Raw genomic sequence first — 25,202 nt, 5'->3', positions numbered from 1 at the left:
ATTTCACCATTTACATACCTTTCACTATAATTAGCTGCTGGGCATTGCATTTTTATTTGATTGCACTTAGAGCGGTTACCACTAGACACTTTATTTCCGGTAATTGTTGAAGAAATCACGTCACCTAGAACCTCCTCAGCAGTCCAGGGCTCAACATCAAGTGCAGTGCACCCAGACAGCAACCCTAATAGTAAAATAGCAGCAAAAACGGTTTGTACTTTTCTCATAATTTGGACTTTTATAAAATCAAGACCTGGACTTGTGTTGTTTGACCTACGACTTAGTGTATTTATATTCAAAAGACACAACCGCTGCACACAATCCGCCGACAATAAAACAAAACAGGGCAGTAGATACTGTACCTGCACTAAAAAGCCACGCTATACTTCTCGCGCCATCCCAATACGCTGAAAAAATTGGGCTATTTGAATCGCCATACATAGTTCTTGGCCCAAGGAATATACTAGAAACCCAAAGCAAAATAGTCAGCAACGAAAAGATATAACCAAGAACACTCGTGGCTCTTGCAGCGAAAAGTAGGGTAGGAAGGTTATCCGTTTTTATCTTTGAGTGTGGGTAAAACTTCATGAAAATCCTTTTAAAGCTTTGAAAGATTAGATATATAGTTCTTCTAAACTTGCTTAAACAAACTGTTTATCAAATCACGTACAAATTGAAAAGCATCACGTATAACCTAATAGCTTTGCTGCCAGTAGTGCCAACGATATTACAGCAATAAATATTTGTAAAAAAACTAATTTCGCTTTTGGCTTCTTTTCCGACACCAAAAATTGTTTGATGTTCACCTGAGCGGTCAAAAACAATACTGAGATTAGAAGCATAGACACAGCAACAAATGGCTTGTCTGATTGAAAATAGCCAGCAGCTAAATATATTGGAGCTATTGCAAAGAAAGTGAGAATAATCCTAGCCGGTATTTCATTTTTTATCATAATACTTCCATGTGTTGGTATGAATACTGTGCTTCATCATAATATTACAACAAAGCAGGCGTTGAGCTTTGTTGCAGCTGCTAAGCCTTAATAGCGTCAATGATGAATAAATAATCCCTGTCATCATTTATATACAGTTTTAACAGCAATTCTTAACGGTGTGTTATACGACAATATCAAACTATAAGTAACCTGAACTTTTATATTTCGCGGTCGTTTGGGCGTGTGAGTGAAGCCTCCCAAGAAACAAGTGCAGCAAATAGAGCAGATACGAAAAATATAACTAAAGCAAAAACAAGAAAAATTAATCCCATTTTGTACGTGTCTGCATGATAAGTTTCTCCTTGGCCTCCAACCGGTATACTTGGAAATGCATAATTATAAATTTCGGAAGCGAAAGCTAAAAGGGCTATACCTATAAAGAAATAACCGACATAAGCTAACAAACGCGCAAAAAATAGAATTATGCCCAAGTTCCTGGGCTTTAAATCAGAGTAAGGTATTAGTTTCATCATAAGTTTCTTCCATTAACTCGCTGTGCGCTATCGATTTCAGTAAACGACTGAGGCAGTGCGGCACTATTATTAAATTCAGTGAAGCCGTTATTCACGAGTCTGTTTTTGCAAATAATGGATGCTAAGCAGACGAGCAGAGTTGTACATCCAGTTAACGCAGATTCCAAAGATGATAAATACAGGCAGTGAAAACGTTGAGAGTGATAATATATTGGCTTGAGATGCGTTTAGCCCGGCTAGCTCTAACAGCAAGCCAGAAAACAAAACCGAGATTATAAAAATTACTACTTTAAAGGAATTATTGTTAGTAACACCCATTATTACTCTCCTTGCGGGTTAAGCTGTGCAGACAATACTTTTCCGCTTTTAGTTCTTATTAAAAGGAATAGAAGAAAGCCGAAAGCACCAATAGAATTAAGCCAAATAAAATGTAAAAGATTAGTATCCCTTTTTTGTATATATCCATTCATAAAAAACTGCTTTTTGACAGCCTTCACTTTCTAACAGCGCATAAGGTTCTGTTAATAGGTTGCTATGCGTTATTGGTGCCGTTAAAAGAGAATAAAATGTAGCAATATCACTGTTCCCATCAAGCACATATTTATTAATCTAAACCTTTTAAAATGGCTTATTTTTTCATCGGCTACAGTTGAAAAAAAACCTGTTTTGAGAGATTCATTTAAATTTGCACTTGTAACAGGCCATTGAGAAACGCTTAAAGAGTTGCGGGATAATTTTTCCCATTCTTCTGGGTAGGTGAAAGATAAATATTTACACATATCTCTAAATTTTTTTATTTGGAGAAAAATAAGTATAGATATTAAAAATAACGGGATGAAACTTTCCATGTGATTGTAACCTCCTGTGCGCACGACTCTTAAATAAAGGGCGCATATATTAATTCTTTCTTTAATCAAAGCGAAGCACTAGAACCGCCGCTTTTGTGTCCCTTTGATACCGCGAGCGACGTGTTTTAATTGTTATATCGCAGTTTTGCCAGAGATACCAGAAGCTATAGATTGGTTTATTTTGTATTGAAAGTAGATGACGTGAAAAAAGCTGCTAAGAAATGGGTCTAGCCACAAGTAATTGCCTTTTGACGCTTTGTTTATCCTGTTGATTCTATTTCTAACTTTGATAATCCATACAATATGGAAAACTGCGGATATTAGATGAAGAACCTTAGCCGTAACGAGTAACGCTGCTGGTGCAGGGAACAGAAAATAGTAAGCGAGTCCTAGTAACGAAAGTATGTGAATCGAAATTGCAGTGGATGTAAATGCCTTTGAAATGTGGCTTTTTATTGTCGAATTCAGTATTTCAGTTAACTGCCACAGGTGATAAACAACGTAAGTCCCAAATGAAAAAATGCACAAAGCTAGAACCGCTACTATCGATTTTTCTTTAAACAAACTATTTATTTGTGGCATTTCTTCATCCTTGAATTAGTCGTTGAAATATCAGTGTGGTCTGCTGGTTTTTTTTCAAGGCTGAGAAACTTATATAGTTAGAACTTTGTTTTTCACTTCGAAGTTGAATTCGCGTTACATTTACTTGGCATGCTATGTCTCGTTGTTAAATTTCCCAGTATAGCCAATAACTTTCAAATTATGGGCGCCCGTTCGTGGGTATAAAGGCGAAGACGACCAAAGGGGACATATTGGAGTGGACGAACTTGCCTACTTGTTAAATACCACTGGCTTTACTTATAGAAGCGTCTTGATTGATGAGCGCTGTCCATTGGTCAAAGGATTTTACTCTTGAACCGCCTTCAATAAGTATTCCTTGCGCATCTATCCGAATAATATGAGGCAGAGAGCTGGTAAAATTAGCAAATAAGCGCTCTCGAAATGCTAACTCTGCGTCAGCAGATTTCCATACCTCACCAGTGTAGCCCGTTCTTGCTAACATTCTTTCTAGGCTAGCCCAATCCCCGTCTAAAGAAATTGCAACAACGTGAACAGTTGGTGGGGTAGTTTCGATTGCTTTGTTTAAGTTCTCTAGCGCTTCATAACACGGAGAACACCAAGATGCGAAAAAGTAAGCGACTACAGCTTCGCCTTTTAGGTTTTGGAAGGTAATTGGTTGTTTATCTAAAGTATAAAAAGTGTGTTCTTGCACAGGCTTTCCAATAAACGCTTTAGATGCAGCAATTTTCTCTTCGTATGTCTGACTCCAAGAGCAGTTTGAGAAAATAAGCAATAATAGTAATAAACCCTTCTTCATAATGACCTCCTAACTGTCACCGTATATAACTTTCTAATAGCGAGCGCCTTTCGCGAGCTATATTCTAAGCAATTGCGGCCTCTAACAACACAAACGCGAATAGATAAATCAAATATTTCCATTTGATTGTGCGACTTGTAAAAATTGCTGGCATATAACAACCTAACGCAAGAAAGCAGTAGGTTGATTAGGTTGTTATTCAAAGAGCCAATTAATTCATAGAAAGAAGGCTACGAGGTTTAAGCTCTAAATTACTTTCTAAGCTTTCTATTTTTAAGAGAAGATCTTGATTAGCTTTGCTTGTTTGCTCAATTTGACTCTGAAGTCTGTCAACTTTGCCATGTAGAGTACTATTTGCTTGATTTTGCTGATACAGGATAAAGGACTGCAAGCTTATTACAGATGTAAAAGCAAATGCTGATAAAACTATTTTTGTACGGCTTTTCATAGAACTTCCTTATTTGAATAGAGCTTTTAGGTTACCAATGATTTTCTTATGTTTCACATTTATTCGTATAACTTTCTAATGACGAGGCCACAACGGCTAAACTCTGAAGCAACGCGGAATTGAGCAAAGCTCTAGCTGTCCCGTGCCTAGTTGGTTTTATATAAAGCCAACTGTTAGCCGCCCCGAATTTATGCGTGTCAGCCTGTGGAAGCAGGCCAGCTTAATTGTTGTTAGGCATGTTCGTCCACAACCTTCAGTTGCGATATGTCCATTACTCTTACATGTGTTTGGTAATAGTACTTACCGGTAGGTCTGCCGTCTGATAAAAATGCAATCTCAACCCGCTGTGCTTCACCATTAACTACTATTGCTTTATTTAAAAAATATTCTTGCGGCGGCATTCCATATTTAGCGGTTAATTGTGCAATTACTTTTGGGTGTAAAGCGACGGTTACTGCTCTCTGATCACGATAGTCTTTTTCAGTATTTAAATAGACATATTGCCCTTGGCTACCAGTTGCGACTATTTGAAGAGTGTATTGTCCAGGTACACCTTTAGGCGCTGAATCTGCAGCAGCCTTTATTATTTCCATTGTATCTGAGAATGCAGATGTAGTAAGCGAGGTTGTGGAAGTGCAACCAGCAAGTAAAAAGATAAACGCTAAAACAACATTTTTCATAATTTATTTCCTTATATTTATGCCACTGCGTCGCTGCCTTTTATTCGCTAATTGCCAGCCGTAGAAACATGCAGGAAGCATGATAATAGAGCTAAATACTGCTTTGGTGTTTAACTCTAAAATACCGAGCAACAAAAATACTGACGAGAATAGTCCGAATACGACACACCAAAACTTTAGCGCCAAAGGAGATATTAAACCACCATATTTTTTAGGTTTATGAAAAAGCAGCCTGTATGAAAGCAACGCAAACCATATGCCTAGAGAGCTTGAAGCTAAAATACCTATTGCTGCGGTAAAAGAAGCTTCACCTTTAACAAAAATAATTAAAACTAATCCAAAGAAGATAAGTGAGATAGATGTCTTCACGATGCCAACTATAATTTCGCTAAAACGTCCTGTATTCGCTTGATAGTCCACCAATTTTTCCTTGAACGTAACACCTTGTTATAACGATTTTTCAATAGGCTTTGAAATTTCTTGTCCACCAAATATAAAAGCTAACATAAACGTTAACTCATCTATTAGCCATAAATTAGCTAATCCCGTTAGAAACATTACGATTATTAAGGCAACACCGGGTATGAAAAATGTGAGAAAACTATTTTTCCTTTGACTTGGGTGACTAGTCCTGAAATAGGTTGACACTTATTTCGGTTAAAACGCCCGATGTATTTCATCGGGCGTTTTGTATTTAAGAGCCAGATGTGGCCTCCTACCATTATAGATTGTTACTGACTCTGCAACCATCTTTCTCGCTTCTTCTAAATCTCTTGGCTTATGGAGTAAGTATTCATTTTTAAGAATACCGTTTATCCGCTCTGCAAGGGCGTTTTGATAGCAGTCGTAGCCATCTGTCATTGAGCACTGTACATCATGTTTTCTATGGAGTTTTTGATACTCTTCTGAGCAATACTGTATACCTCTGTCAGAATGATGTACGAGTTTTTCGTTTGTACTTTTTTGTTTAAGCGCTCGAGTAAATGCTTGCTTTACTGACTGCGTTCGCATGTTATCGTCGACCTGATAGCCCACAATCTTCCGCGAATAAGCATCTGTAATGAGACTCACATAACTCTCTCCAGTTCGCGTCGGTAAGTACGTGATATCCGCTACCCATAGCTGATTGGGTTTATCCGCTTTTAACCCCGCTTTAATAAGGTTGGGATGACAGCGGAACCGATGATGACTGTTCGTTGTTTTGTGATAGGCACGCTTTGTAGGCACTAATAGACGCCTTTCTCTTAGTAAATTAAAGAGATGATCCCTACCAATATCTATTTTTACGAGCGCAAGAAGATACTGTAATTTCCTAGCACCGATGCGAGGTTGAATCATTCGCTCATGACGTACGAATTGAATGACTCTAGCCTCATGCGCTTCGCGCTTGATTGAACGAGCACAATGTTGGTAATAGGCCTGGCGAGAAATATTCAGATAACGACAAGCTTTGGCTACGGAAACCCCGTCTATCACTTTTTCCTGGATGACTTTCTTTTGCGCTTTTTTACAACGCTTACTCCATAATCAGTTTCAAGAACATTCACGACGGCTTCAAAGAAATCAGCTTTCATTTTCGTATCAGCAAGCTCTTTCTCCAGTGCCTTAATACGCTGTTCTGGAGTGAACTCTACTTTGGACTTATCCACGCAGTTACCTCGTTTAAGAAACTCAGGTGTACCATCCGTCCAATTTAAACGACCATGCTTACGAAGCCAAACTAAAACCGTTGAACACCCCTGAATTCCGTAGTGGTCTTGTGCTTGTTTATATGTGAATTCGCCTTTTTCAACTTGGTCTACAACGGCCAGTTTAAAAGCGAGGGAATAATCGCGTTGAGTTCTTTTGCTATTTGATTTCATTACACTCTCCAAATTAAGTTTGAAAAGTGTCAACGCTATTTAGGATGGGTCAGGGAAAAGAGATAAGTATAAAAAAGCTAAAACAACGCCACAAAAAGCTGATAGCAAGTAAGGCATTAAGTTAATAGGAGTTATCTCGACTTCTGAATAAAAGCCACGCATGAAAAAAAGCGTTAATGCCATTACGACTGACATTATAGTTGTTGATTTTATATTTTTCGGTGTAACAAGCATAGTGATGTTCCTTATCGTGATAGCACTAAGCTAAAGAGCGCTTTTCTTTAGAGTATAATGGCGAAGCCGTCCTGCGTGTTAGCGTCCCAACCCGCGCAGCGGGCGAACTTGATTTTTTGTTAGGTGCGTGCATTTTTAAACGACTACCCTAGGTGGTTTACCATGAGAGTCCAAGTACAATTTTCTGAGATTATCTGGTACGAGAGGCCAGCCACGTTCAATGCCTTCTTTGGTACCTTTCCAGAATAAGTGCTCTGTATAATATATATCTATGTACTCGAGTTCCGCCTTGGTTGCAGTATCTAGTTTCTCGCTCATGTACTGCAACTGTTCTAGTGCTTCTTCTAAGTCGCCTTGGTTTAACAAAATAGTTGTCAAATTTGCGAACTCTTCCATTAGAAATGTAAGCGCCCAACTCTCATGTTTTTCCATAAGAGGAACAACGTCAGGAAACTTAGTGCGGATCTCTTTTAAGAATCGTTTTATTTCTGATTTAGCCATTGATTTCCCAGTAGCTAACGCCGCAATATGGGGCGCATAAAAGCTTGGCTATACTAGCGAAGAATGAGCGCAGCCAAGCTTTTTGCGTCCCATCATTATGGCTTTGTTAGCTACAATTGCTCCCATTTGCTTAAATTGTGCTTTTTTGAGCAGCGCTGATAATAGAACGCCATAAATAAACCAAACAATACGCCCGGACAAATACTTGCTGCAAGTGCAAGCCGTCCTGATATATTTGAAGACTGCCAAGTTGTAAACCACATTAACAACCCCCAAACTATTCCAAACCAGACTGCGGTGATGAGAAAACTCTGTGAAAATGAATAGTACTGCAATGGTTTAATATTAAGCCCTAGCTTTCTAAATAATACCAAAATAGGTGAATTATAGTTTGACTTCTTTATACCGGCTTCATCCATTTCTTTGTGAGCACTTTTTAATTTATCCTGAAAAGACAATTTTTACTCCTTGTAGCTAACTTTCCAATAACGGACGCATACATGCGGGGCATAATGGCGAAGCCGCCCCGCGTGTATGCGTCCCAGCCCGCGCAGCGGGCGAACTTGATTTTTTTGTTAGGAGACATTACCCAAATGCCTCTATTTGCTTAACTAAAAGTGATGCGGGTATGTCGATGCCTGTAAGATTTTTCCCAGAAAGATTTACTCCCACTACTTTCTCATCATCCTGTAGGATAGGTAAGAAGTCCTCCTTAAATTGTGCCCAGCTAACACTTCGTGCTTCTACGTCTCCGAGCAGTTCAGGATTCAGTTTTTTAAGCCTGTCGATTCTAGATTTGGAAGACCATAGGGGCAAAGATACTTTGTTGTCACCAACAACAAACTCTAAGAGTATTTCGTTTGGGAGGCAACCAAACCAAACTATTTGAGTCGCTGCGACTTCTTCGTAAAATTTGTTTGCTTGTGTGACGCCTGCTGACATTTCCTTGTCTCCTAACTTTAAGCTAAGGGGCGCTAGCGTGTGGGCTATAATCCGAACGAAGTGAGTCAGCTCACATGGCAGCGTCCCAGTGACCGGAGGGAGTGGCTTGAGCGTCTTGTTAGCCGCGTTCGTGCCAATACCCTGGTTTTCGGTGGTTGTGCATAATAGCTACCACACTAACTTCCCTGTTTTCGATAATTTTATAAATAATAGAGTATGGGAACCTGCTTAAGACAAAGCGTCGATGAGTTTGCCCCATTTTTGTCCATGCCGATGGCAAAGAGCTAACTGAATCGATGGCTTCCTTGAGTTCTTGAGTAAATTCGTGACCCAACCCCAATGACTGTTCTTGATACCAATCAAACGACTCTTTTATTTCCCTTTTAACCTCTGGGTGAAAGGAAACAGGTAGCATTTTTTAATTAAGATCCTTTTCTATCTCTTCCCAACTAATGCTTTTTACCGCACCAGACTCTAGCTCTGCGCTGCGAGATTCTGCAAGTTTTACCCACTCGGATTCCACATCGCTATCAATCTTGGTATCCATAGCCGTTAAAAGACAGTGGGCAGCAAGTGCTTTCTCTTTAGTACTGAGTTGCTCGATATTTTCAAGCATCACTTTTAATGCATCAGACATAAAATAACTCCCATTGGGTATGATTTGATATTACCACTAAAAAAGAGAAGTGAAAGGCTGGATTTACAAGTAGCGGGTAACGCTAAGCTAACGGGCACAAATACTGCGCGACAATCGCGAAGCGGCGCAGTGTTTGTGTCCCAGTGACCGAAGGGAACGAGTTAAGCGCCTTGTTATGCCAAATGGCTTTAACCTCTTTCGCTCAGGGCTAACTTGATACCTAATGAAATAAACAAAGTTCCTAATGTTCTGTCCAACCATTTACCGATACTAGGGCGAGTATTTAGCAAGTCCTTTAGTCTAGCGCCAATTAAAACAATCGGTATTTCGATAAACGCGGCCACTACGATTATTAGTATGCCATGCAAAAGAAGTTGCGCGCTTTCTGGGCCAGAGCCCACAACAACAAATTGAGGCAAAAATGCGAGGAAAAATATGGCGACCTTGGGGTTTAACACCGACACTAGCAGGCCATGTTTTAAAATTTTGATGTCGCTCATCGCAGGCTCCGATGTTCCTGTAGCCAAGTTGGCTCCTTTAGAAAGCAAAGCCTGAATCCCTAACCAAATGAGATAGAGAGCGCCCACCCACTTTACGGCAGTAAATGCGGTAGCTGACGTAGCTAAAATAGCGGATAGTCCGATAACAGAAAAAATGACATGAATAAATGCACCACTCCAGACACCGAACATGGCAAAAAAACCTGCTCGCTTTCCACTTTTTGCTGTTTGAGCCACGATATAAGCCATATCAGGACCTGGCGAGAGATTTAATACAAGAGCAGAAATAAAAAATGCAGCCCAATGCGCCAAGCTATAATCGAACATTGATATTACTCCTATGTGAATTCCGCATAACTTTTAAATAAGGGGCAAAAATACGTAGGCTACAATACCAAGCGAAGCGCAGGGAGCCTACGTGTTTTTGTCCCTAGCGAGCGCAGCGAGTGTTAATGCGCTTGTTATGTGCGTGCAGAAACAAGCCTTCTGTTTTGCATCATTTTAAATAAAAAGTAGATGGTAATAATAGGACAAATAAACAGCGCTTTGTATGAAAAAGTGACTGGGTATGTATCTGGTAACCAGAGTCCGATAGCAATTGCAAAAAGAATCGAAGCAATGCCTAAACAGCAGAAGATCAAAAGGGAATAGAGTGCAATTTTCAGCAGAGTGGAGGGCATTGGAAAAACTGCTTTTTCAATGAGCTTATACCCTGTAATGAAGAATACAATTGTTACCAGATTTGCAAAAAATAGATCCATCTAAGCTTTCTCTTTAGCACATAACACCCGCATAACGGAAAAAAATACGTAGGCTACAATACAAAGCGAAGCGCAAGGAGCCTACGTGTTTTTGTCCCAAGGAGCGCCAGCGACTGAGTTAATGCGTTTGTTAGTTGCCGTAAATTCAATAGGTGTGCTAACATTTGTGTGTACATTTCATAAGGAGTTTACCATGGATACCCGTATTCAGTTTAGAGTAGATGAAGAAACTAAACGGCTAGCTCAGATAATGGCCGAAAGCCAAGGACGCACTTTAAGTGACGCTTGTAGAGAGCTTACGGAAGAACTCGCTGAACAGCAACGAAAAATAATTACTCATGATCAGTGGCTTACTGAAGAGGTTAATGCTGCGTTCAGTAAATTAGAGAGTGGGCAAAGCAAGTTTGTCAGTCATGAAGAAGCGAACTTGGACATGGAAGCTCGAAAAATGAAAATTAGGAATAAAGCCAAAAAATGATCTTATGGGAAAAAAGTTCGTTGGACGATCGTGAGGCTATTTTCGAGTTTTTATACGAATTTAACCCATTAGCAGCAGAAAAAACTGATGCAATAATTGAGAAGAAAGTTGAAAACTTGAACCAGCAACCTCGTATGGGAGTGGAGAGAGAGGGTATACCGGGAAGACTGTTAATAATTCCAGAGGTTTCAATGATTGTTTCATATTTCATAAAAGACGACATTATTCACATTCTTCGAGTTTTACACCAAAAGCAAAAATTTCCTGTAGGCAACTAACTTTTAAATAAGGGGCGCAGGCATGTGGGGCATAATGGCGAAGCCGCCCCGCGTGTTTGCGTCCCAGCCTGCGCAGCAGGCGAGCTTGATTTTTTTGTTATGTTTTGTTTTTAAAAACAACATACCGAAATATTAAAGCCTGAACCGAAGCAATTACGCCAAGTATCCAAGGGCCGTTAGTAGTGGCACTTACCAGTGTAAATGTTACTGGCAAAACCATGTAAAACAAATAGTTTGTTTTTTTGTACTTACAAGCCAGCCAGTGAACTGGAAACCCGATAATTAACCAGCCTGCTATAGATACCAGTAGGAAAACTCCAATATAGAGCGAAAAAGTTGCTATTAATCCGGGGATTTCGGAACTTTGTAAGTTATCTGCGCCGATAAGAAAGATCGCTGGCAATAGTAAACTAGATGTCAGCAAGCTCCTTACTATTGCCTTATCCCAATCACCTAAGTACACATGTTTCCCTGAAAAACATAACACCCACATAACGGGGCAGTAACGCGTGGGCTAAAATCCGAGCGAAGCGACAGAGCCCACGTGTTACTGTCCCAGCGAAGCGACTTAATGTGTTTGTTATAATTTTCTATTATAGACTTCCTCTGCGCCCTTTGGAGCGGGCAATAGAAGTTTCCCCTCTCTGATACAGAATGTATTTTGTTGTATATCCAGAGGTATTCTTGTGTCTTCAAATTGAAGGACAAAGCAGCCTTCATCATCCGGTGGAGTTATTAGCGAGAAATGAGTTCTTATGGGGTTTCCTCTACTTGGATAAACAGAATATAGGCCGTCAGATATTACTATTTCCTGATTTTTTAATATCTTTGAGAATTTATGAACTTCTTCTTCACTCATTTCTGAATTTTCAAAGCTTTCAATTGTTTCTGCCTTACTGAAAATCCAGTGTCCAATAAATTCATACTCTGTACTCTTGATAGTCTTCCCAATCGTATAGCTGCTATATAAAATTAGGCTAACCGAGATAACTGTAAGAAACGTCCTTTTCATTAAAATCACCCCTAAATTATAACATTAAGCTAAGCGGCGCAGTTGCGTGGGGCATAATGGCGAAGCCGCCCCGCGTAAATGCGTCTGAGCGACCGAAGGGAGCGGTCTTTAGCGCTTTGTTAGAAGCAGAGCCAGTTCCTTTGGTCTTTTTAAAAACTGTTGAAGCCAGCATACGATTGATTGTTAACACAAACAAGCGAAACGACTGTGCAGTAATGTTTTTGATTTGGCAGAAGCAAGCCGCCATTTGAACTGCCAAACGCATTGGCGCTTACTGACTCAAAATAAGAACTTGGTGATAAAGCGCCTAATGCGCAACCTTTGAAGTTAATGCGGCGACATTAAAACTACCAAAAGCCAAAGCGATGCAGGTAAAAACAGGTGAGGGTAGTTGCACTGGGATTTTTATAAAGCCAAACGAAGTTTAGGCTGACGCCTTATAACGCTAAGCTTTGGGGCGCTAGCACGTGGGCTAAAATCCGAGCGAAGCGAGCCAGCCCACGTGTTAGCGTCCCAGCGACCGGAGGGAGTGCCAACAGCGTTTTGTTAGGCGTACAAAGATAAGTACGCAGCTTTGCTGCCACCACTAGCCGATACGACCACTTATTTAAATTATTGAATTTAAGATAAAACAACCTTGTGCGAAATGCCAGATGTTAACGACATTGCTGGATAAAAGAGCTAGTTTAGACAACTTGTAGCGTTGAATGTTGGCGTTTCGATGTTGATGAAAAGCACGTTGCTAAAGTCATTTGAACAACTGACAAAGCTAATCGCAAAGACAACCTAGCGAAACAACCTTGGTGCTGAAATGTCACGGTTGAACCTACTTTTAAATGCTGTAAGTAAATGACGCCTAACTTTTCGATAACGGGCTCAGACATGTGGGGCATAATGGCGAAGCCGCCCCGCGTGTATGCGTCCCAGCGAACGGGTTTATTGACTTGTTAGCTGCCACTACCAACCTTTTTCCATTCAGGGTTAATATTTTGCGAAGTAGCATCGACGAACTGTGTAAGCTTGGCTCCTAAAAATAAATATTCGATAGAATGTGGTTTAAAGTCCAAGTTCCCTTTGAATCCTAATCCACTCTCTTCTATTTTTGAGTAATTATCATAAGGAACACTTCTTAGGTTTTTTAACTCGTAAAATCCATCCTTCCATTCAAACCTAAATCCTTCGAATGCCTCCAATTCTGATGTTCCTAGAATGAGCTTTTTACCATCCTTCGAAGATACGATGGTAATTTGAGGTTCTTTTTTTGTTTTATTTGCGTCGATACCGAATAGAATATATTGGTCTCTATTTTCGTTCCAAACCCGATACATAGCCCCTGATTCATTTGACGATTCAAAATCTAGTCTTTGGACCTTTAAGAACATAGTGAAATAACAATCATCATCGCAATACACCAAAAATGAATTTAGCTCGGCTTTGCCGGCTTGTGTTTCATGTTCGCTTGGATAGAGAGTTTGGGCCCCTACTGTGTGTGCAATTAGGAAAAAAATTAAGATAAACTTTTTCATAGAAACATCCTTGCTGCAAACCTGCTTATGGAAATATGCTCTATTGCAATATGTAAGACAAGCGGTTACTGGAATTGGTAGAAACATAGCAATAGCAAAAAGCCAATCTATATATGCCGCAAAAACAGTTGCAGTAAATGACGCTATACAGCCTAAAGATAGATAAACAATTAATCGATTAGGCGGAGTATCTGTTTTATGCGGATAAAGTGTCAGGTTGTTAAGTGCGAGCATCCCCCAAAAGCCTAAAAGACCAGCTAATACTATTAGGAAGGGGATCAGCGTTGCCATTTTACTCTCGAATAGCTGGTAGAGCCAAACGGGACTAAATATAACCCCAAGGGTTAGTAAAATCGCAGATGGTCCAAAAGATACAATTAAAACAACGAAATAAAGTATGCTTTTCATTCTTGCAGATAACACCTAAATATGGGGCACAAATAGGCAGGCTATAATGGCGAAGCCGCCTGCCTGTTTGTGTCCGAGCCCGCCTGCGGGCGACATTATTTTTTTGTTAGGAGACATAGCTTGATACCTCCTTGTTTTTATAGCCGACTTTGGTTGCTACGAACATAACCATAATTGAAATTAAAGCGTCAAAGGCTAAATCAGTAGAAATATAACCACCGCCAGCAAACAACATAAGTACGAAAGTTGATATTAAAAAACTGCAAACATACATCACAAACGCATGCAAATATGGCTTTTTATTTACACCTGTAGCAAACCACCAGAAAACCACAAAGGTTAAAGCGCCACCTACAATATACGACGTAGCCAAGAATGAAAAAGCAGTAGTAGCGATCCCAAAACGACTAAACACTAAAACCAAATCGCCACACTCAATGCGGGCAAAAGAATTGATAAAGGGGTAAACATAAAAATCCTTTTATACTGCAACATTCCCTTGTCTCCTAACTTTTAAATAAGGGGCGCAGACGCGTGGGCTATAATGCGAAGCAGCCCACGTGTATGCGTCCCAGCGAACGAAGTGAGTGCCTTAATTTTTTTGTTATGTGGCATTGCTAAAAACTACCTTGATATACATTTGCGCTGAATATACACCACTTTTCGTCTATAAAATGACAGACATACAATGTGTGGGGCATAATGGCGAAGCCGCCCCGCGTATAGGCGTCCCAGCGACCGGAGGGAGCGAACTTGAGCGTTTTGTTATACATTTATCTGCTAGCCCTAATTGGTGGTGGTTGTACATACTCAGAGTCTTTGTAAAACCCTTTGCAAGTTAGACAGGACCATCCATTACGTCCAGATCCCTGTAGCCTTATCATTTTTTCATTATTATCGTAACAGCTTGGACAAAATGGGCCTTCCACTTCATCGCCACTTTGAATCATATAATAAGGTTTCACCCATTTGAGTGATGCCCTTTGATTCAGTTTATCCTTGAGCTGATTCATTTCTGTTTGAAGTTCCGCGAGCTCAATTTTTGCATCTGCAAGGCTACTTATTAAATCTGCTATTTGCAGCTTTACTTCAGCCTGCTCCAGCGAAGTACCACTTTCTTTAATTAGCTTTGCAATGTCTGTAGCTGTTTTTATGCTCGCTAAAGCGGCACCAATTGACGCGATATCTGGCACGAATACTCTCCGAATGTATAACTTTAAGCTAAGGGGCGCAAATGCGTGGGGCATAATGGCGAAGCCGCCCCGCGTATAGGCGTCCCAGCGACCGGAGGGAGTGAGCTTGAGCGTTTTGTTAGAAGTGCCATGCTACCAACCCTCCAAATGTGTACCAACTTCTCTGCCTTTTTCGAGGTCATCCTTTGCAAGGTAGCCAAATCTGTTATGTTCATTTCGCATACTTAGCCTATGAAATGTAATGCAAAAAAGTAAATATACAAACCAGAAAAAGAACAATAATCCACTAAACAATAATGACTTCTCTACTAAGTCTAAGCCATCCCTAAAAAATACAATCGGAATTCCAATTAGGGCAACAAGCCAAGAAATATGTAAAAAAGAGACTTTTGCAGCGGTCTTTAAAATAGTGGAGTTGTAATAAGACATTTGCAGATCCTTCTGGCACTTCTAACACCCGCATAAAGGGCGATAACACATGGGCTAAAATAGGAACGAAGTGACGCAGCCCATGTGTTAGCGTCCCAGCGAGCTTGCGAGCGATTTAATGCGTTTGTTATAAGCCGCCCCGCTCCCAAGCTAATATTGATTTCGCAACTGGTTTAAAACCCGCCCGACGATAAAACTGCGAAGCTGAGTCTGTACTTAGACTGAACTTGTTTACTGCAGACAACTCTGGCGCATCAAGTAATGCCGTTAACAATGAACTACCAATTCCCGTATTACGCAGACCATCTGAGGTAAAGAAGTCCATGATGTATGCATGAGTACAATAGTCTGTTACTACCCTTGCAAATGCAACCTGACGTCCCTTTGAATAGGCTGCAATACAAAACGAGTTTTGGATAGTGTTAACCACTGTTTCTAAGGAACGGCCTTTCGCCCAATACGACTCTTGAGACAAGAAACGATGAATTAACTCAACATTGAGCTTCGTTTTATCAGACGAGATTTCAATTTCCATAACTCAACTCTGGTAAGGCTTATAGACACAATGACTCCCTGTAAAAGTGCTAGCCCCCGCATTTTCGTGGGTTAACTTTTCAGCCAGAGCCATAATTAGTTTGTTCAATACTAAATCAATTTGGAGGCTAGCATGAACAAACATAGCATGATTTTTATAGGGTTGGATACGCATAAAGAGTTTCATGAGGTTGCTTATTGTGAAGAACAGCGAGGTGCAGCCCCGGTTCATTATGGGCGCATTCCCTCATCTAAGGTCAGTGTCAAAAAGCTGCTCCGCCAGTTTGAATCTAAATACCCTGGTGCAACACTTCACGTTGTTTACGAAGCAGGGCCATGTGGTTATTGGATTTATCGTCTCATTACCAGTCTTGGGCATTGTTGCTATGTAGTTGCTCCGTCTCTTATTCCCAAAAAGCCAGGAGAGCGAATTAAAACCGACCGCCGAGATGCGCTTAAACTCGTTAGGTCGCTAAAGTCTGAAGACCTTACACCCATCTATGTGCCCGAACCGGAAGATGAAGCTGTGCGGGATTTATCTCGAGCTCGAGAAGCCGCAATGAAGGATTTAAAAGAAGCAAAGTATCAACTCAAAGCCTTATTACTTCGCAACAACATACGTTATGAAGGCACTGCCAACTGGTCGAAGAAGCATCTGCGCTGGCTCACCGAACTTATTTTACCTCATCCAGCCCAGCAAATTGTCTTGCAGGAACAACTGCAAACCATTGAGGAACGTATCCTGCGACTGGAAAGGCTCGACAATGAGTTAACCCACCATGTACATCAATGGCGTTATTATCCAGTAGTGAAAGCCGTTCAGGCGATGCGAGGCGTTCGATTGCTCGTTGCTGTTGGTGTGGTGGCAGAGCTCGGTGATTTACACCGCTTCGACCATCCTAGAAAGCTCATGGCTTATCTGGGCTTAGTTCCCAGTGAACAATCATCAGGTGGAAAGCGACACTTAGGCGCCATTACTAAAGCGGGAAATGGAAGAGCAAGGCGTTTACTGATTGAAGGTGCACACAGCTATCGTTATCCGGCCAATGTCTCTACCGAATTACAGTTAAGGCAGGAAGGCTTACCTAAAGACATCGTTGATATTGCCTGGAAAGCACAATTGCGTTTGTGCAAACGCTATCAGCGCATGAGTAAAAAGGGAAAACACTACAATTTAATTATTACCGCAATAGCTAGAGAAATGGCGGCATACATCTGGGCTATTGCAAAGGAAGTGGTACTTACACCGGTTAACCCAAAACTAAGACTGAGCCGAGTACCTGCATGATAAACGAGTTTGAGCTAACGCATTCGGATCAGGCCGCGGAATGTGGCACAACCTACGAGGGCGTTATGATGGCAATCACTTATTCGTGATTGACCCACGAGCATAGACTGATGAGAAGGTGCTACGGCGGAACACGTAAGGTCAGCTCTGCTTATTCAATGAATAAGTAATCTACGAATACCAGCATACCAACCGACGACATTACTGCCTCATCCGGTGCGTTAGCTCATTTATTTTAAGTGAGAAACAAAGCTAATTATGGACTGAAAGAATGTCAGGGATGCACTCGCTCAGGGTTGACAAAGGGAGTCATACCAACACCCCGCTTAGGGGCAATAACACGTGGGCTAAAATTTGGAGCGAAGCGACTGAGCCCACGTGTTATTGTCCCAGGGAGCTTGCGACCGACTACAACGGTTTGTTATGCGTTACGCGGTGCAAAATACAACTGTATTTTTTGATTGCGAAATAAAAACAATGCCCAGATTATGATAATAGAAGCGCCAATTACAAAACCTAAAATACTATAGAACGACAGGAAGGCAATGATTGCTGACCAGTATATAAAAACGCCCCACAAAGCCCAACGCCGATGATTCATGGTTCCAAAACAGATTGAAAGAACAAGAATGTTAAATGCCAATAAGCTAGGAGCCATTCCCGATAGCCAGAACTCTGTGTAATCAAGTTTGTTACCATTCAGTTCATAGGTCGCGTTTGGCCAAGGAAAATAAGCAAATACCAATAAGAGCAAATTAGTTAGTGCATTTAAGCGATGCTGAAATTTGAACAGAATTGGAGTGCTTTGAACTTCAGTGAACAACGAAATCAATATTTTAATGATTCAATCCTTTGAGCTTAAAGAGACGCATAACTTTCCAATAACGGGCGCAGACATGTGGGGCATAATGGCGAAGCCGCCCCGCATGTCTGCGTCCCAGCGAACGTAGTGAGTGTGTTGATTGGGTTGTTATGCATCAAAAGCCCCAAACAACCTAGTGTAGTTTTTTACATATGTATTAGTTGTTACCAAAGGCCACAAAAACAATCCATTGGCGAAAACAGGAAAAGCGATAATGACCGCGAAATCTGCGCTAGCCTCAAAAACGCATGAAATACCAAATAACACCCCTAATAAGAAAGTAACAATAGTGTATTTCCTATACCAGCCCAGCTTTTTGTAAAGGGTTTTAAACTCAAAGTCGTTAGTAATACCATTGATGCATAAAAAAAGAACGACACTAGATGGAATAAGCAACACTATGCTAATGGGGCTGGCTTTGCTGATAGCTAAGCAAATTAGATAAACGAATCCAGTAGCCAGTGACCAATGAAACACTACGCCCTTATAAATATATTGCCTATTAAATGGGTCAGAAGGAATAGGGGTACGGTTCATAATTTCACTTTGATGCATAGACACAATGACTCCCTGTAAAAGTGCTAGCCCCCGCATTTTCGTGGGTTAACTTTTCAGCCAGAGCCATAATTAGTTTGTTCAATACTAAATCAATTTGGAGGCTAGCATGAACAAACATAGCATGATTTTTATAGGGTTGGATACGCATAAAGAGTTTCATGAGGTTGCTTATTGTGAAGAACAGCGAGGTGCAGCCCCGGTTCATTATGGGCGCATTCCCTCATCTAAGGTCAGTGTCAAAAAGCTGCTCCGCCAGTTTGAATCTAAATACCCTGGTGCAACACTTCACGTTGTTTACGAAGCAGGGCCATGTGGTTATTGGATTTATCGTCTCATTACCAGTCTTGGGCATTGTTGCTATGTAGTTGCTCCGTCTCTTATTCCCAAAAAGCCAGGAGAGCGAATTAAAACCGACCGCCGAGATGCGCTTAAACTCGTTAGGTCGCTAAAGTCTGAAGACCTTACACCCATCTATGTGCCCGAACCGGAAGATGAAGCTGTGCGGGATTTATCTCGAGCTCGAGAAGCCGCAATGAAGGATTTAAAAGAAGCAAAGTATCAACTCAAAGCCTTATTACTTCGCAACAACATACGTTATGAAGGCACTGCCAACTGGTCGAAGAAGCATCTGCGCTGGCTCACCGAACTTATTTTACCTCATCCAGCCCAGCAAATTGTCTTGCAGGAACAACTGCAAACCATTGAGGAACGTATCCTGCGACTGGAAAGGCTCGACAATGAGTTAACCCACCATGTACATCAATGGCGTTATTATCCAGTAGTGAAAGCCGTTCAGGCGATGCGAGGCGTTCGATTGCTCGTTGCTGTTGGTGTGGTGGCAGAGTCTCGGTGATTTACACCGCTTCGACCATCCTAGAAAGCTCATGGCTTATCTGGGCTTAGTTCCCAGTGAACAATCATCAGGTGGAAAGCGACACTTAGGCGCCATTACTAAAGCGGGAAATGGAAGAGCAAGGCGTTTACTGATTGAAGGTGCACACAGCTATCGTTATCCGGCCAATGTCTCTACCGAATTACAGTTAAGGCAGGAAGGCTTACCTAAAGACATCGTTGATATTGCCTGGAAAGCACAATTGCGTTTGTGCAAACGCTATCAGCGCATGAGTAAAAAGGGAAAACACTACAATTTAATTATTACCGCAATAGCTAGAGAAATGGCGGCATACATCTGGGCTATTGCAAAGGAAGTGGTACTTACACCGGTTAACCCAAAACTAAGACTGAGCCGAGTACCTGCATGATAAACGAGTTTGAGCTAACGCATTCGGATCAGGCCGCGGAATGTGGCACAACCTACGAGGGCGTTATGATGGCAATCACTTATTCGTGATTGACCCACGAGCATAGACTGATGAGAAGGTGCTACGGCGGAACACGTAAGGTCAGCTCTGCTTATTCAATGAATAAGTAATCTACGAATACCAGCATACCAACCGACGACATTACTGCCTCATCCGGTGCGTTAGCTCATTTATTTTAAGTGAGAAACAAAGCTAATTATGGACTGAAAGAATGTCAGGGATGCACTCGCTCAGGGTTGACAAAGGGAGTCATACCAACACCCACATAAGGGGCAGTAACACATGGGCTAGAATCCGAGCGAAGCGACAGAGCCCATGTGTTACTGTCCCAGCGAGCCTGCGAGCGGCTTAATGTGTTTGTTATAAGCACTTACCGCAAAGGTTTAGGTTTTGCTTTCGCACTACTTGTAACCTGACTGTTGTGTAAAGAACGGTTGTATATGTCAGGTTCATCGAAAACAATAGCATGCTTTGACTCAAGGCCATCATCTTCGCCTTGAAGGTAAGTACGAATATCTTTTAAAAGTAATCGAACGTCTTTCGCTCCCTTTTGGTGTGCGAGGGAACTAGATAAATCTTCAGCTAAGTCTCTTGGAAGCCAAATGTATGCCTGAAAGGAAAGCTTGTTTAAAAGATTGTAGTCAAGTTTACCTTCTTTTCTTATCCACTCAGCTAAAAGCTCTGAAACGATTTCGCCTTTAAGTCTTATTTCCTTTTGACTTTCTATCTCAAGCATTTTTAAGTCATATTCGTGCTTTATTGATGCTTTTACTCTTTCTAAAAGCCACTTTCGGCAAAAAAATGCGATTCCACTGATAATACCGATTGTTGAAACAGAACCGATGATGCTTGATATAAATGGTGAGAATTCTTCCACGAACCTTCCTTGTGGTTATAACACTTAAATATGGGGCACAAACAGGCAGGGTACAATGGCGAAGCCGCCTGCCTGTTTGTGTCCCAGCCCGCCTGCGGGCGACATAATTTTTTTGTTAGGTACGTGTCTAAAAGAGCCATATTTGTTTTGGCTACATCGGAGACTGAGAGTCCTTCAATAAAACCACATGAGAGTTTTAATGAAACTAAGCACTGCAACTAAAAAAACACAAAGACCACAAATAGCTATAACGGCCCAATTAAAATACAGTACTGCCTGCCAACCGACAGATTTAAACCTAAAGTGCTCTCTATTCTGCTTTTCAAGCAATATCAATGAAGTAGGAATTACGGTAGTGGAATACACCGCAAAAACTATAACAAGCATACCGAAAAATCCCATAGTTACCGCAGCACCAGTATAAAGAGGCGTATCGGCAGATATATCTCTAAAAAAGTACTTACCAAGCGCGACTACAAAGATAGGAAATAGTAAGCCGATAATTTGAAAGCCTTTGACAATCATTGAAGTACCTAACATTAAGCTAAGCGGCGCAGTTGCGTGGGGCATAATGGCGAAGCCGCCCCGCGTAAATGCGTCCGAGCGACCGAAGGGAGTGGTCTTGAGCGCCTTGTTATAAGCAGAGCCAGTTCCTTTGGTCTTTTTAAAAACTGTTGAAGCCAGCATACGATTGATTGTTAACACAAACAAGCAAAACGACTGTGCGGTGATGTTTTTGATTTGACCGAATCTAGCCGCCATTTAAGCTATCGAGTGTAATGGCGCTTGCGAGGTTCAACTAATAACTTGGTGATAAAGCGCCTATTACACCACCTTTGAGTTATGAGCGGCGGATTTAAACCTACCACAAGCCAGAGCGATGCTTATGAAAACAGGAGAGGGCAGTTGCACTAGGATTTGTATAAAACCAAACGCAGTTTAGGCTGACGCCTTATAACTTTTAAATAAGGGGCGCAGGCATGTGGGGCATAATGGCGAAGCCGCCCCGCATGTTTGCGTCCCAGCCCGCGCAGCGGGCGAACTTAATTTTTTTGTTAGGTGCGAATTAAAAACAAACATACGTACTGTCATTCATTACTTTGCCATCAGGGTTTGTCCACATTAACTTGGCGTTATAAGCCAGTGGGGTTCCATCATGTATTGCTGCAAGAAGACTAATACTGTTTCCAGGTGGAAGTTTAGGTGCTGGAAGCTTTTCATCGACGTCTGACGCTATTAAAGGACTGGAATCATTTGGCGACAATAATAGTTGAAAGTTTACGTTGAGAGCATCAACCGAGCTAATATTTGTGACAACAAATTTATGGCTGCGACCTGATGAAATTAAGTCTAATTTAAGCCTAGCCGATGATTTAGCATTATCTTCTTTAACTAGTACCTCAAGCTGCTTCTTTGCCAGTTCAGAAGTGGCTTTTTGAAGTTCGTTACTTTCTTTTTGCAGCTTTCTTTGTCCATTCCAAACAACCAAGCTAATAAAAGCAGCGATACATGCGACTCCGACTGATAACATTTCATAATAGGTCATTGATACGTCCTTGTTGTTTCCTTTAGCACTAGTACCTAACGGCCCGCATAACGGGCAAAAATACGTAGGCTATAATACTGAGCGAAGCGAAGGGAGCCTACGTGTTTTTGTCCCAGCGAGCCCGCGAGCGAGTTTATGCGTTTGTTAGCTATGTCTTAAAATTTCAATCCCAAATACACATGATACGGATAAAAGGCCGAACCACCCTAAAATATGCCCAAAGTCCTCGCCGAAATTATCTAGTGACGAAAAGCCTTCAATGATTTCACTGGCAGGTTTGGAAAACACGATAAGACTAATACTTAAACCTGGTTCCCATAGCAAATACCAATAAGTTGATAATCTCCAGCTAGTCCCTTCAGTTGTAGCTATGAAAAAGGTCAACACAGTGAAGAATACAATGCCAATAATCTTGGAGTTTCTCCACCTTTTAAAACTGGTCGCTAATGAATGCTGATATTCATATTTTGAGTAAAGGAATACAAAGGCAATTGGCGACAAATAGAGTAAAAAAATAGCAAATGAAAATAGCATGTTCACCAAAATAGCTAACTTTTCAATAACGGGCGCAGGCACGTAGGGCATAATGGCGAAGCCGCCCTGCGTGTATGCGTCCCAGCGAACGCAGTGAGCGAGTTTATTGAGTTGTTATGCGTCATTGCTGCCCCAGCCAATTTTGATGTCTGGAATCTTAGCGGTGATTAAGTTAGAAAGCTCGATTACCAACCCGCTGTCTAAGTCCGGATTTGCTGCAATAAATAGCGTTCTAGCCTCACATTGGTCTAGTCCTTTACCCAAGCGAGAAATGAATTCGCTTAGTAAAATGTCTTCGCCGTTTAAATTAACCACTGTGTTAGATTTTAAAATGATCGCATGGTGACCACATGTGGCTAACCCACAAATAACCCGGTCATGATTAACTGTATTCACTACGAGTGCTTGTTCTTTTGGCATGAAAGAAAGGTACGCGAAACACATTAATAAACCCAGTAGGATGGCTATAAACCCATATTGAGCATGGTTACTCATAGAAGTGTCCTTGACGCATAACGGCCCGCATAACGGGCAAAAATACGTAGGCTATAATACTGAGCGAAGCGAAGGGAGCCTACGTGTTTTTGTCCCAGCGAGCCCGCGAGCGAGTTTATGCGTTTGTTAGCTATGTCTTAAAATTTCAATCCCAAATACACATGATACGGATAAAAGGCCGAACCACCCTAAAATATGCCCAAAGTCCTCGCCGAAATTATCTAGTGACGAAAAGCCTTCAATGATTTCACTGGCAGGTTTGGAAAACACGATAAGACTAATACTTAAACCTGGTTCCCATAGCAAATACCAATAAGTTGATAATCTCCAGCTAGTCCCTTCAGTTGTAGCTATGAAAAAGGTCAACACAGTGAAGAATACAATGCCAATAATCTTGGAGTTTCTCCACCTTTTAAAACTGGTCGCTAATGAATGCTGATATTCATATTTTGAGTAAAGGAATACAAAGGCAATTGGCGACAAATAGAGTAAAAAAATAGCAAATGAAAATAGCATGTTCACCAAAATAGCTAACATTAAGCTAAGGGGCGCTAGCATGTGGGCTAAAATCCGAACGAAGTGAGTCAGCCCACATGTTAGCGTCCCAGCGACCGAAGGGAGTGAACTTGAGCGCTTTGTTAGAAGCAGAGCCTGTTCCTTCGGCCTTATTAAAAACTACTGATGCCAGCATACGATTGATTATTAACACAAACAAGTAAAACGACAGCGCGATGATGTTTTTGATTTGACTGAAGCAAGCCGCCATTTGAACTGCCAAACGCATTGGCGCTTACTAGCGGTAAATAAGAACTTGGCGGTAAAGCGCCTAATGCGCAACCTTTGAAGTTAATGCGGTGACATTAAAACTACCAAAAGCTAAAGCGATGCTGGTGAAAACAGGTGAGGGTAGTTGAACTGATTATTTAATTAAGCAAACGCAGTTTGGCTGACGCCTTCTAACGGCCCGCATAACGGGCAAAAATACGTAGGCTATAATACCGAGCGAAGCGAGGGGAGCCTACGTGTTTTTGTCCCAGCGAGCTTGCGAGCGAGTTTATGCGATTGTTAGGTGCGTTGAGCTTTAAACGCCCGAACGACCATAAATGAAACGATACCAGCATAAATAATAAAAAAACAAGATACTGCGGTTGAAGATGTAAAACCGTGAACCAGAGTGAATTTAAGTATACAAAATAAGGTGAAGCCGATCGTGGCAAAACAAGATGCAAGCGCAGCAGCTAGAGAAAACATGGGATAGTCCTCCATCCAACTGGCTAATAAAAATAGGACGCCACAAAAGAAAATGAGAAACTTAAAGTTACCAATTACCGGCAATGCTAAATCTGGTTGTTTGAGAAGAAAAGTTAGAATAATTAGTGGCACACCCAAAGAAAAATTTAAAACCTTTAACTCACTAACAGCCCGTTCAGACTGAACAAACTCTTTCGATTTTGGCCATTTCATTCCATGAAGGTTAAACATTCTGAGAGCACCTAACAATTTAGTGTACGGAAAAAATCCTTTATGCAAAGTGGAAAATATCCGTATATCAGTTTTGTGTTGTTTTAAATTATCACCTTAAAACAACACATTAAACCAAAAA

Annotated in this window: 35 protein-coding genes and 1 pseudogene; 4 read left to right on the top strand and 32 right to left on the bottom strand. The window is 41.2% G+C overall.

The window, feature by feature from the left end:
* Positions 1 to 273: 273 nt before the first annotated feature.
* From ACYX4W_RS14175 to ACYX4W_RS14100, 16 genes are all read right to left on the bottom strand, one after another.
* A complete protein-coding gene (locus ACYX4W_RS14175) occupies positions 274 to 588 on the bottom strand; it encodes a hypothetical protein (protein ID WP_474806445.1) in 315 nt (104 codons plus the stop codon).
* A 95-nt stretch (positions 589 to 683) separates the two neighbouring features.
* Entirely contained in the window at positions 684 to 953 is a 270-nt protein-coding gene (locus ACYX4W_RS14170) for a hypothetical protein (RefSeq protein WP_474856858.1), read from the bottom strand.
* A gap of 200 nt (positions 954 to 1,153) precedes the next feature.
* Positions 1,154 to 1,468: a hypothetical protein gene (locus ACYX4W_RS14165; RefSeq protein ID WP_476073594.1), complete on the bottom strand. Its 315-nt coding sequence runs from the start codon at positions 1,466 to 1,468 to the stop codon at positions 1,154 to 1,156.
* Positions 1,469 to 2,019: 551 nt separating this feature from the next.
* Positions 2,020 to 2,316, bottom strand: coding sequence for a hypothetical protein (locus tag ACYX4W_RS14160; RefSeq protein ID WP_476073593.1), 297 nt, complete (start codon positions 2,314 to 2,316; stop codon positions 2,020 to 2,022).
* 838 nt (positions 2,317 to 3,154) lie between these two features.
* Complete coding sequence (locus tag ACYX4W_RS14155; RefSeq protein ID WP_476073592.1) at positions 3,155 to 3,694, bottom strand: TlpA family protein disulfide reductase; 540 nt, start codon at positions 3,692 to 3,694, stop codon at positions 3,155 to 3,157.
* 211 nt (positions 3,695 to 3,905) lie between these two features.
* Positions 3,906 to 4,142, bottom strand: a complete 237-nt coding sequence (locus tag ACYX4W_RS14150; RefSeq protein ID WP_474806453.1) for a hypothetical protein — start codon at positions 4,140 to 4,142, stop codon at positions 3,906 to 3,908.
* A gap of 230 nt (positions 4,143 to 4,372) precedes the next feature.
* Entirely contained in the window at positions 4,373 to 4,822 is a 450-nt protein-coding gene (locus tag ACYX4W_RS14145; protein WP_476073591.1) for a hypothetical protein, read from the bottom strand.
* A gap of 3 nt (positions 4,823 to 4,825) precedes the next feature.
* On the bottom strand, positions 4,826 to 5,242 hold the full coding sequence (locus tag ACYX4W_RS14140) for a hypothetical protein (protein WP_476073590.1): 417 nt from the start codon (positions 5,240 to 5,242) through the stop codon (positions 4,826 to 4,828).
* A gap of 237 nt (positions 5,243 to 5,479) precedes the next feature.
* Positions 5,480 to 6,684, bottom strand: a protein-coding gene (locus ACYX4W_RS14135; protein ID WP_476073589.1) for an IS3 family transposase whose coding sequence is annotated in 2 segments (ribosomal slippage) — positions 5,480 to 6,312 and positions 6,312 to 6,684 — 1,206 coding nt in all. Because the reading frame shifts where the segments join, the coding sequence is not laid out codon by codon here.
* A gap of 369 nt (positions 6,685 to 7,053) precedes the next feature.
* On the bottom strand, positions 7,054 to 7,419 hold the full coding sequence (locus ACYX4W_RS14130) for a DUF7674 family protein (protein ID WP_474806461.1): 366 nt from the start codon (positions 7,417 to 7,419) through the stop codon (positions 7,054 to 7,056).
* A 110-nt stretch (positions 7,420 to 7,529) separates the two neighbouring features.
* Positions 7,530 to 7,877: a DUF6404 family protein gene (locus tag ACYX4W_RS14125; RefSeq protein ID WP_474806463.1), complete on the bottom strand. Its 348-nt coding sequence runs from the start codon at positions 7,875 to 7,877 to the stop codon at positions 7,530 to 7,532.
* A gap of 127 nt (positions 7,878 to 8,004) precedes the next feature.
* Entirely contained in the window at positions 8,005 to 8,361 is a 357-nt protein-coding gene (locus ACYX4W_RS14120) for a DUF2750 domain-containing protein (protein ID WP_474806465.1), read from the bottom strand.
* 118 nt (positions 8,362 to 8,479) lie between these two features.
* Positions 8,480 to 8,776 carry a type II toxin-antitoxin system RelE/ParE family toxin gene (locus tag ACYX4W_RS14115; RefSeq protein ID WP_474806467.1) on the bottom strand — a complete coding sequence of 99 codons (297 nt, stop codon included), beginning with the start codon at positions 8,774 to 8,776 and terminating at the stop codon, positions 8,480 to 8,482.
* 3 nt (positions 8,777 to 8,779) lie between these two features.
* Entirely contained in the window at positions 8,780 to 8,998 is a 219-nt protein-coding gene (locus ACYX4W_RS14110; RefSeq protein WP_163111832.1) for an addiction module protein, read from the bottom strand.
* Positions 8,999 to 9,186: 188 nt separating this feature from the next.
* Positions 9,187 to 9,825: a LysE family translocator gene (locus ACYX4W_RS14105; protein ID WP_474806470.1), complete on the bottom strand. Its 639-nt coding sequence runs from the start codon at positions 9,823 to 9,825 to the stop codon at positions 9,187 to 9,189.
* A 134-nt stretch (positions 9,826 to 9,959) separates the two neighbouring features.
* Positions 9,960 to 10,259 carry a hypothetical protein gene (locus ACYX4W_RS14100; RefSeq protein ID WP_474806472.1) on the bottom strand — a complete coding sequence of 100 codons (300 nt, stop codon included), beginning with the start codon at positions 10,257 to 10,259 and terminating at the stop codon, positions 9,960 to 9,962.
* Positions 10,260 to 10,452: 193 nt separating this feature from the next.
* Between ACYX4W_RS14100 and ACYX4W_RS14095 the strand changes: the two genes are divergently transcribed.
* Both ACYX4W_RS14095 and ACYX4W_RS14090 read left to right on the top strand, forming a co-directional pair.
* Positions 10,453 to 10,737 (top strand): type II toxin-antitoxin system TacA family antitoxin, encoded by a 285-nt coding sequence (locus ACYX4W_RS14095; protein WP_013783738.1) that lies wholly within the window; start codon positions 10,453 to 10,455, stop codon positions 10,735 to 10,737.
* Entirely contained in the window at positions 10,734 to 11,015 is a 282-nt protein-coding gene (locus ACYX4W_RS14090) for a type II toxin-antitoxin system RelE/ParE family toxin (protein WP_474806477.1), read from the top strand. The genes ACYX4W_RS14095 and ACYX4W_RS14090 overlap by 4 nt, the downstream gene beginning before the upstream one ends.
* A gap of 97 nt (positions 11,016 to 11,112) precedes the next feature.
* Here the strand turns inward: ACYX4W_RS14090 and ACYX4W_RS14085 are convergent, their stop codons facing one another.
* The 8 genes from ACYX4W_RS14085 to ACYX4W_RS14050 all read right to left on the bottom strand — a co-directional run bounded on the left by ACYX4W_RS14085 (position 11,113) and on the right by ACYX4W_RS14050 (position 16,118).
* Positions 11,113 to 11,478 (bottom strand): hypothetical protein, encoded by a 366-nt coding sequence (locus ACYX4W_RS14085; RefSeq protein WP_474806481.1) that lies wholly within the window; start codon positions 11,476 to 11,478, stop codon positions 11,113 to 11,115.
* Positions 11,479 to 11,595: 117 nt separating this feature from the next.
* Positions 11,596 to 12,027, bottom strand: a complete 432-nt coding sequence (locus ACYX4W_RS14080; RefSeq protein ID WP_474806482.1) for a hypothetical protein — start codon at positions 12,025 to 12,027, stop codon at positions 11,596 to 11,598.
* A 16-nt stretch (positions 12,028 to 12,043) separates the two neighbouring features.
* Entirely contained in the window at positions 12,044 to 12,292 is a 249-nt protein-coding gene (locus ACYX4W_RS14075; RefSeq protein ID WP_474806484.1) for a hypothetical protein, read from the bottom strand.
* A gap of 682 nt (positions 12,293 to 12,974) precedes the next feature.
* Positions 12,975 to 13,961: a hypothetical protein gene (locus ACYX4W_RS14070; RefSeq protein ID WP_474806486.1), complete on the bottom strand. Its 987-nt coding sequence runs from the start codon at positions 13,959 to 13,961 to the stop codon at positions 12,975 to 12,977.
* 106 nt (positions 13,962 to 14,067) lie between these two features.
* Complete coding sequence (locus ACYX4W_RS14065) at positions 14,068 to 14,376, bottom strand: hypothetical protein (protein WP_474806488.1); 309 nt, start codon at positions 14,374 to 14,376, stop codon at positions 14,068 to 14,070.
* A 358-nt stretch (positions 14,377 to 14,734) separates the two neighbouring features.
* Positions 14,735 to 15,154, bottom strand: a complete 420-nt coding sequence (locus ACYX4W_RS14060) for a hypothetical protein (protein ID WP_474806491.1) — start codon at positions 15,152 to 15,154, stop codon at positions 14,735 to 14,737.
* A gap of 132 nt (positions 15,155 to 15,286) precedes the next feature.
* Positions 15,287 to 15,583 carry a hypothetical protein gene (locus ACYX4W_RS14055; RefSeq protein ID WP_476073588.1) on the bottom strand — a complete coding sequence of 99 codons (297 nt, stop codon included), beginning with the start codon at positions 15,581 to 15,583 and terminating at the stop codon, positions 15,287 to 15,289.
* Between the two features lie 127 nt (positions 15,584 to 15,710).
* Entirely contained in the window at positions 15,711 to 16,118 is a 408-nt protein-coding gene (locus ACYX4W_RS14050; protein WP_474806495.1) for a GNAT family N-acetyltransferase, read from the bottom strand.
* A 132-nt stretch (positions 16,119 to 16,250) separates the two neighbouring features.
* On the opposite strand from ACYX4W_RS14050, the gene ACYX4W_RS14045 reads away from it, so the two are divergent.
* Positions 16,251 to 17,405, top strand: coding sequence for an IS110 family RNA-guided transposase (locus ACYX4W_RS14045; protein WP_476073587.1), 1,155 nt, complete (start codon positions 16,251 to 16,253; stop codon positions 17,403 to 17,405).
* Positions 17,406 to 18,375: 970 nt separating this feature from the next.
* On the opposite strand, the gene ACYX4W_RS14040 is transcribed toward ACYX4W_RS14045, so the two are convergent.
* Entirely contained in the window at positions 18,376 to 18,828 is a 453-nt protein-coding gene (locus ACYX4W_RS14040) for a hypothetical protein (RefSeq protein WP_476073586.1), read from the bottom strand.
* A 103-nt stretch (positions 18,829 to 18,931) separates the two neighbouring features.
* Here ACYX4W_RS14040 and ACYX4W_RS14035 point away from each other — a divergent pair.
* Positions 18,932 to 20,087, top strand: a pseudogene (locus ACYX4W_RS14035) (IS110 family RNA-guided transposase).
* A gap of 430 nt (positions 20,088 to 20,517) precedes the next feature.
* On the opposite strand, the gene ACYX4W_RS14030 reads toward ACYX4W_RS14035, so the two are convergent.
* From ACYX4W_RS14030 to ACYX4W_RS14000, 7 genes are all read right to left on the bottom strand, one after another.
* Positions 20,518 to 21,024, bottom strand: coding sequence for a hypothetical protein (locus ACYX4W_RS14030; RefSeq protein WP_474806503.1), 507 nt, complete (start codon positions 21,022 to 21,024; stop codon positions 20,518 to 20,520).
* A gap of 174 nt (positions 21,025 to 21,198) precedes the next feature.
* Positions 21,199 to 21,786, bottom strand: a complete 588-nt coding sequence (locus ACYX4W_RS14025) for a hypothetical protein (RefSeq protein ID WP_474806505.1) — start codon at positions 21,784 to 21,786, stop codon at positions 21,199 to 21,201.
* Positions 21,787 to 22,090: 304 nt separating this feature from the next.
* Positions 22,091 to 22,570 (bottom strand): hypothetical protein, encoded by a 480-nt coding sequence (locus tag ACYX4W_RS14020; RefSeq protein ID WP_474806507.1) that lies wholly within the window; start codon positions 22,568 to 22,570, stop codon positions 22,091 to 22,093.
* 144 nt (positions 22,571 to 22,714) lie between these two features.
* Positions 22,715 to 23,155: a hypothetical protein gene (locus ACYX4W_RS14015; RefSeq protein ID WP_476073585.1), complete on the bottom strand. Its 441-nt coding sequence runs from the start codon at positions 23,153 to 23,155 to the stop codon at positions 22,715 to 22,717.
* A 63-nt stretch (positions 23,156 to 23,218) separates the two neighbouring features.
* Positions 23,219 to 23,599: a hypothetical protein gene (locus ACYX4W_RS14010; protein ID WP_476073584.1), complete on the bottom strand. Its 381-nt coding sequence runs from the start codon at positions 23,597 to 23,599 to the stop codon at positions 23,219 to 23,221.
* A gap of 541 nt (positions 23,600 to 24,140) precedes the next feature.
* Positions 24,141 to 24,383 (bottom strand): hypothetical protein, encoded by a 243-nt coding sequence (locus ACYX4W_RS14005; protein ID WP_476073583.1) that lies wholly within the window; start codon positions 24,381 to 24,383, stop codon positions 24,141 to 24,143.
* A gap of 281 nt (positions 24,384 to 24,664) precedes the next feature.
* Positions 24,665 to 25,081 carry a hypothetical protein gene (locus ACYX4W_RS14000; protein WP_476073582.1) on the bottom strand — a complete coding sequence of 139 codons (417 nt, stop codon included), beginning with the start codon at positions 25,079 to 25,081 and terminating at the stop codon, positions 24,665 to 24,667.
* Positions 25,082 to 25,202 lie beyond the last annotated feature (121 nt).

Source organism: Alteromonas sp. ABH4_454, assembly GCF_056311775.1.
Note: the sequence above shows the minus strand (reverse complement) of the source record. Positions and strands in the feature narration are given on the sequence as shown.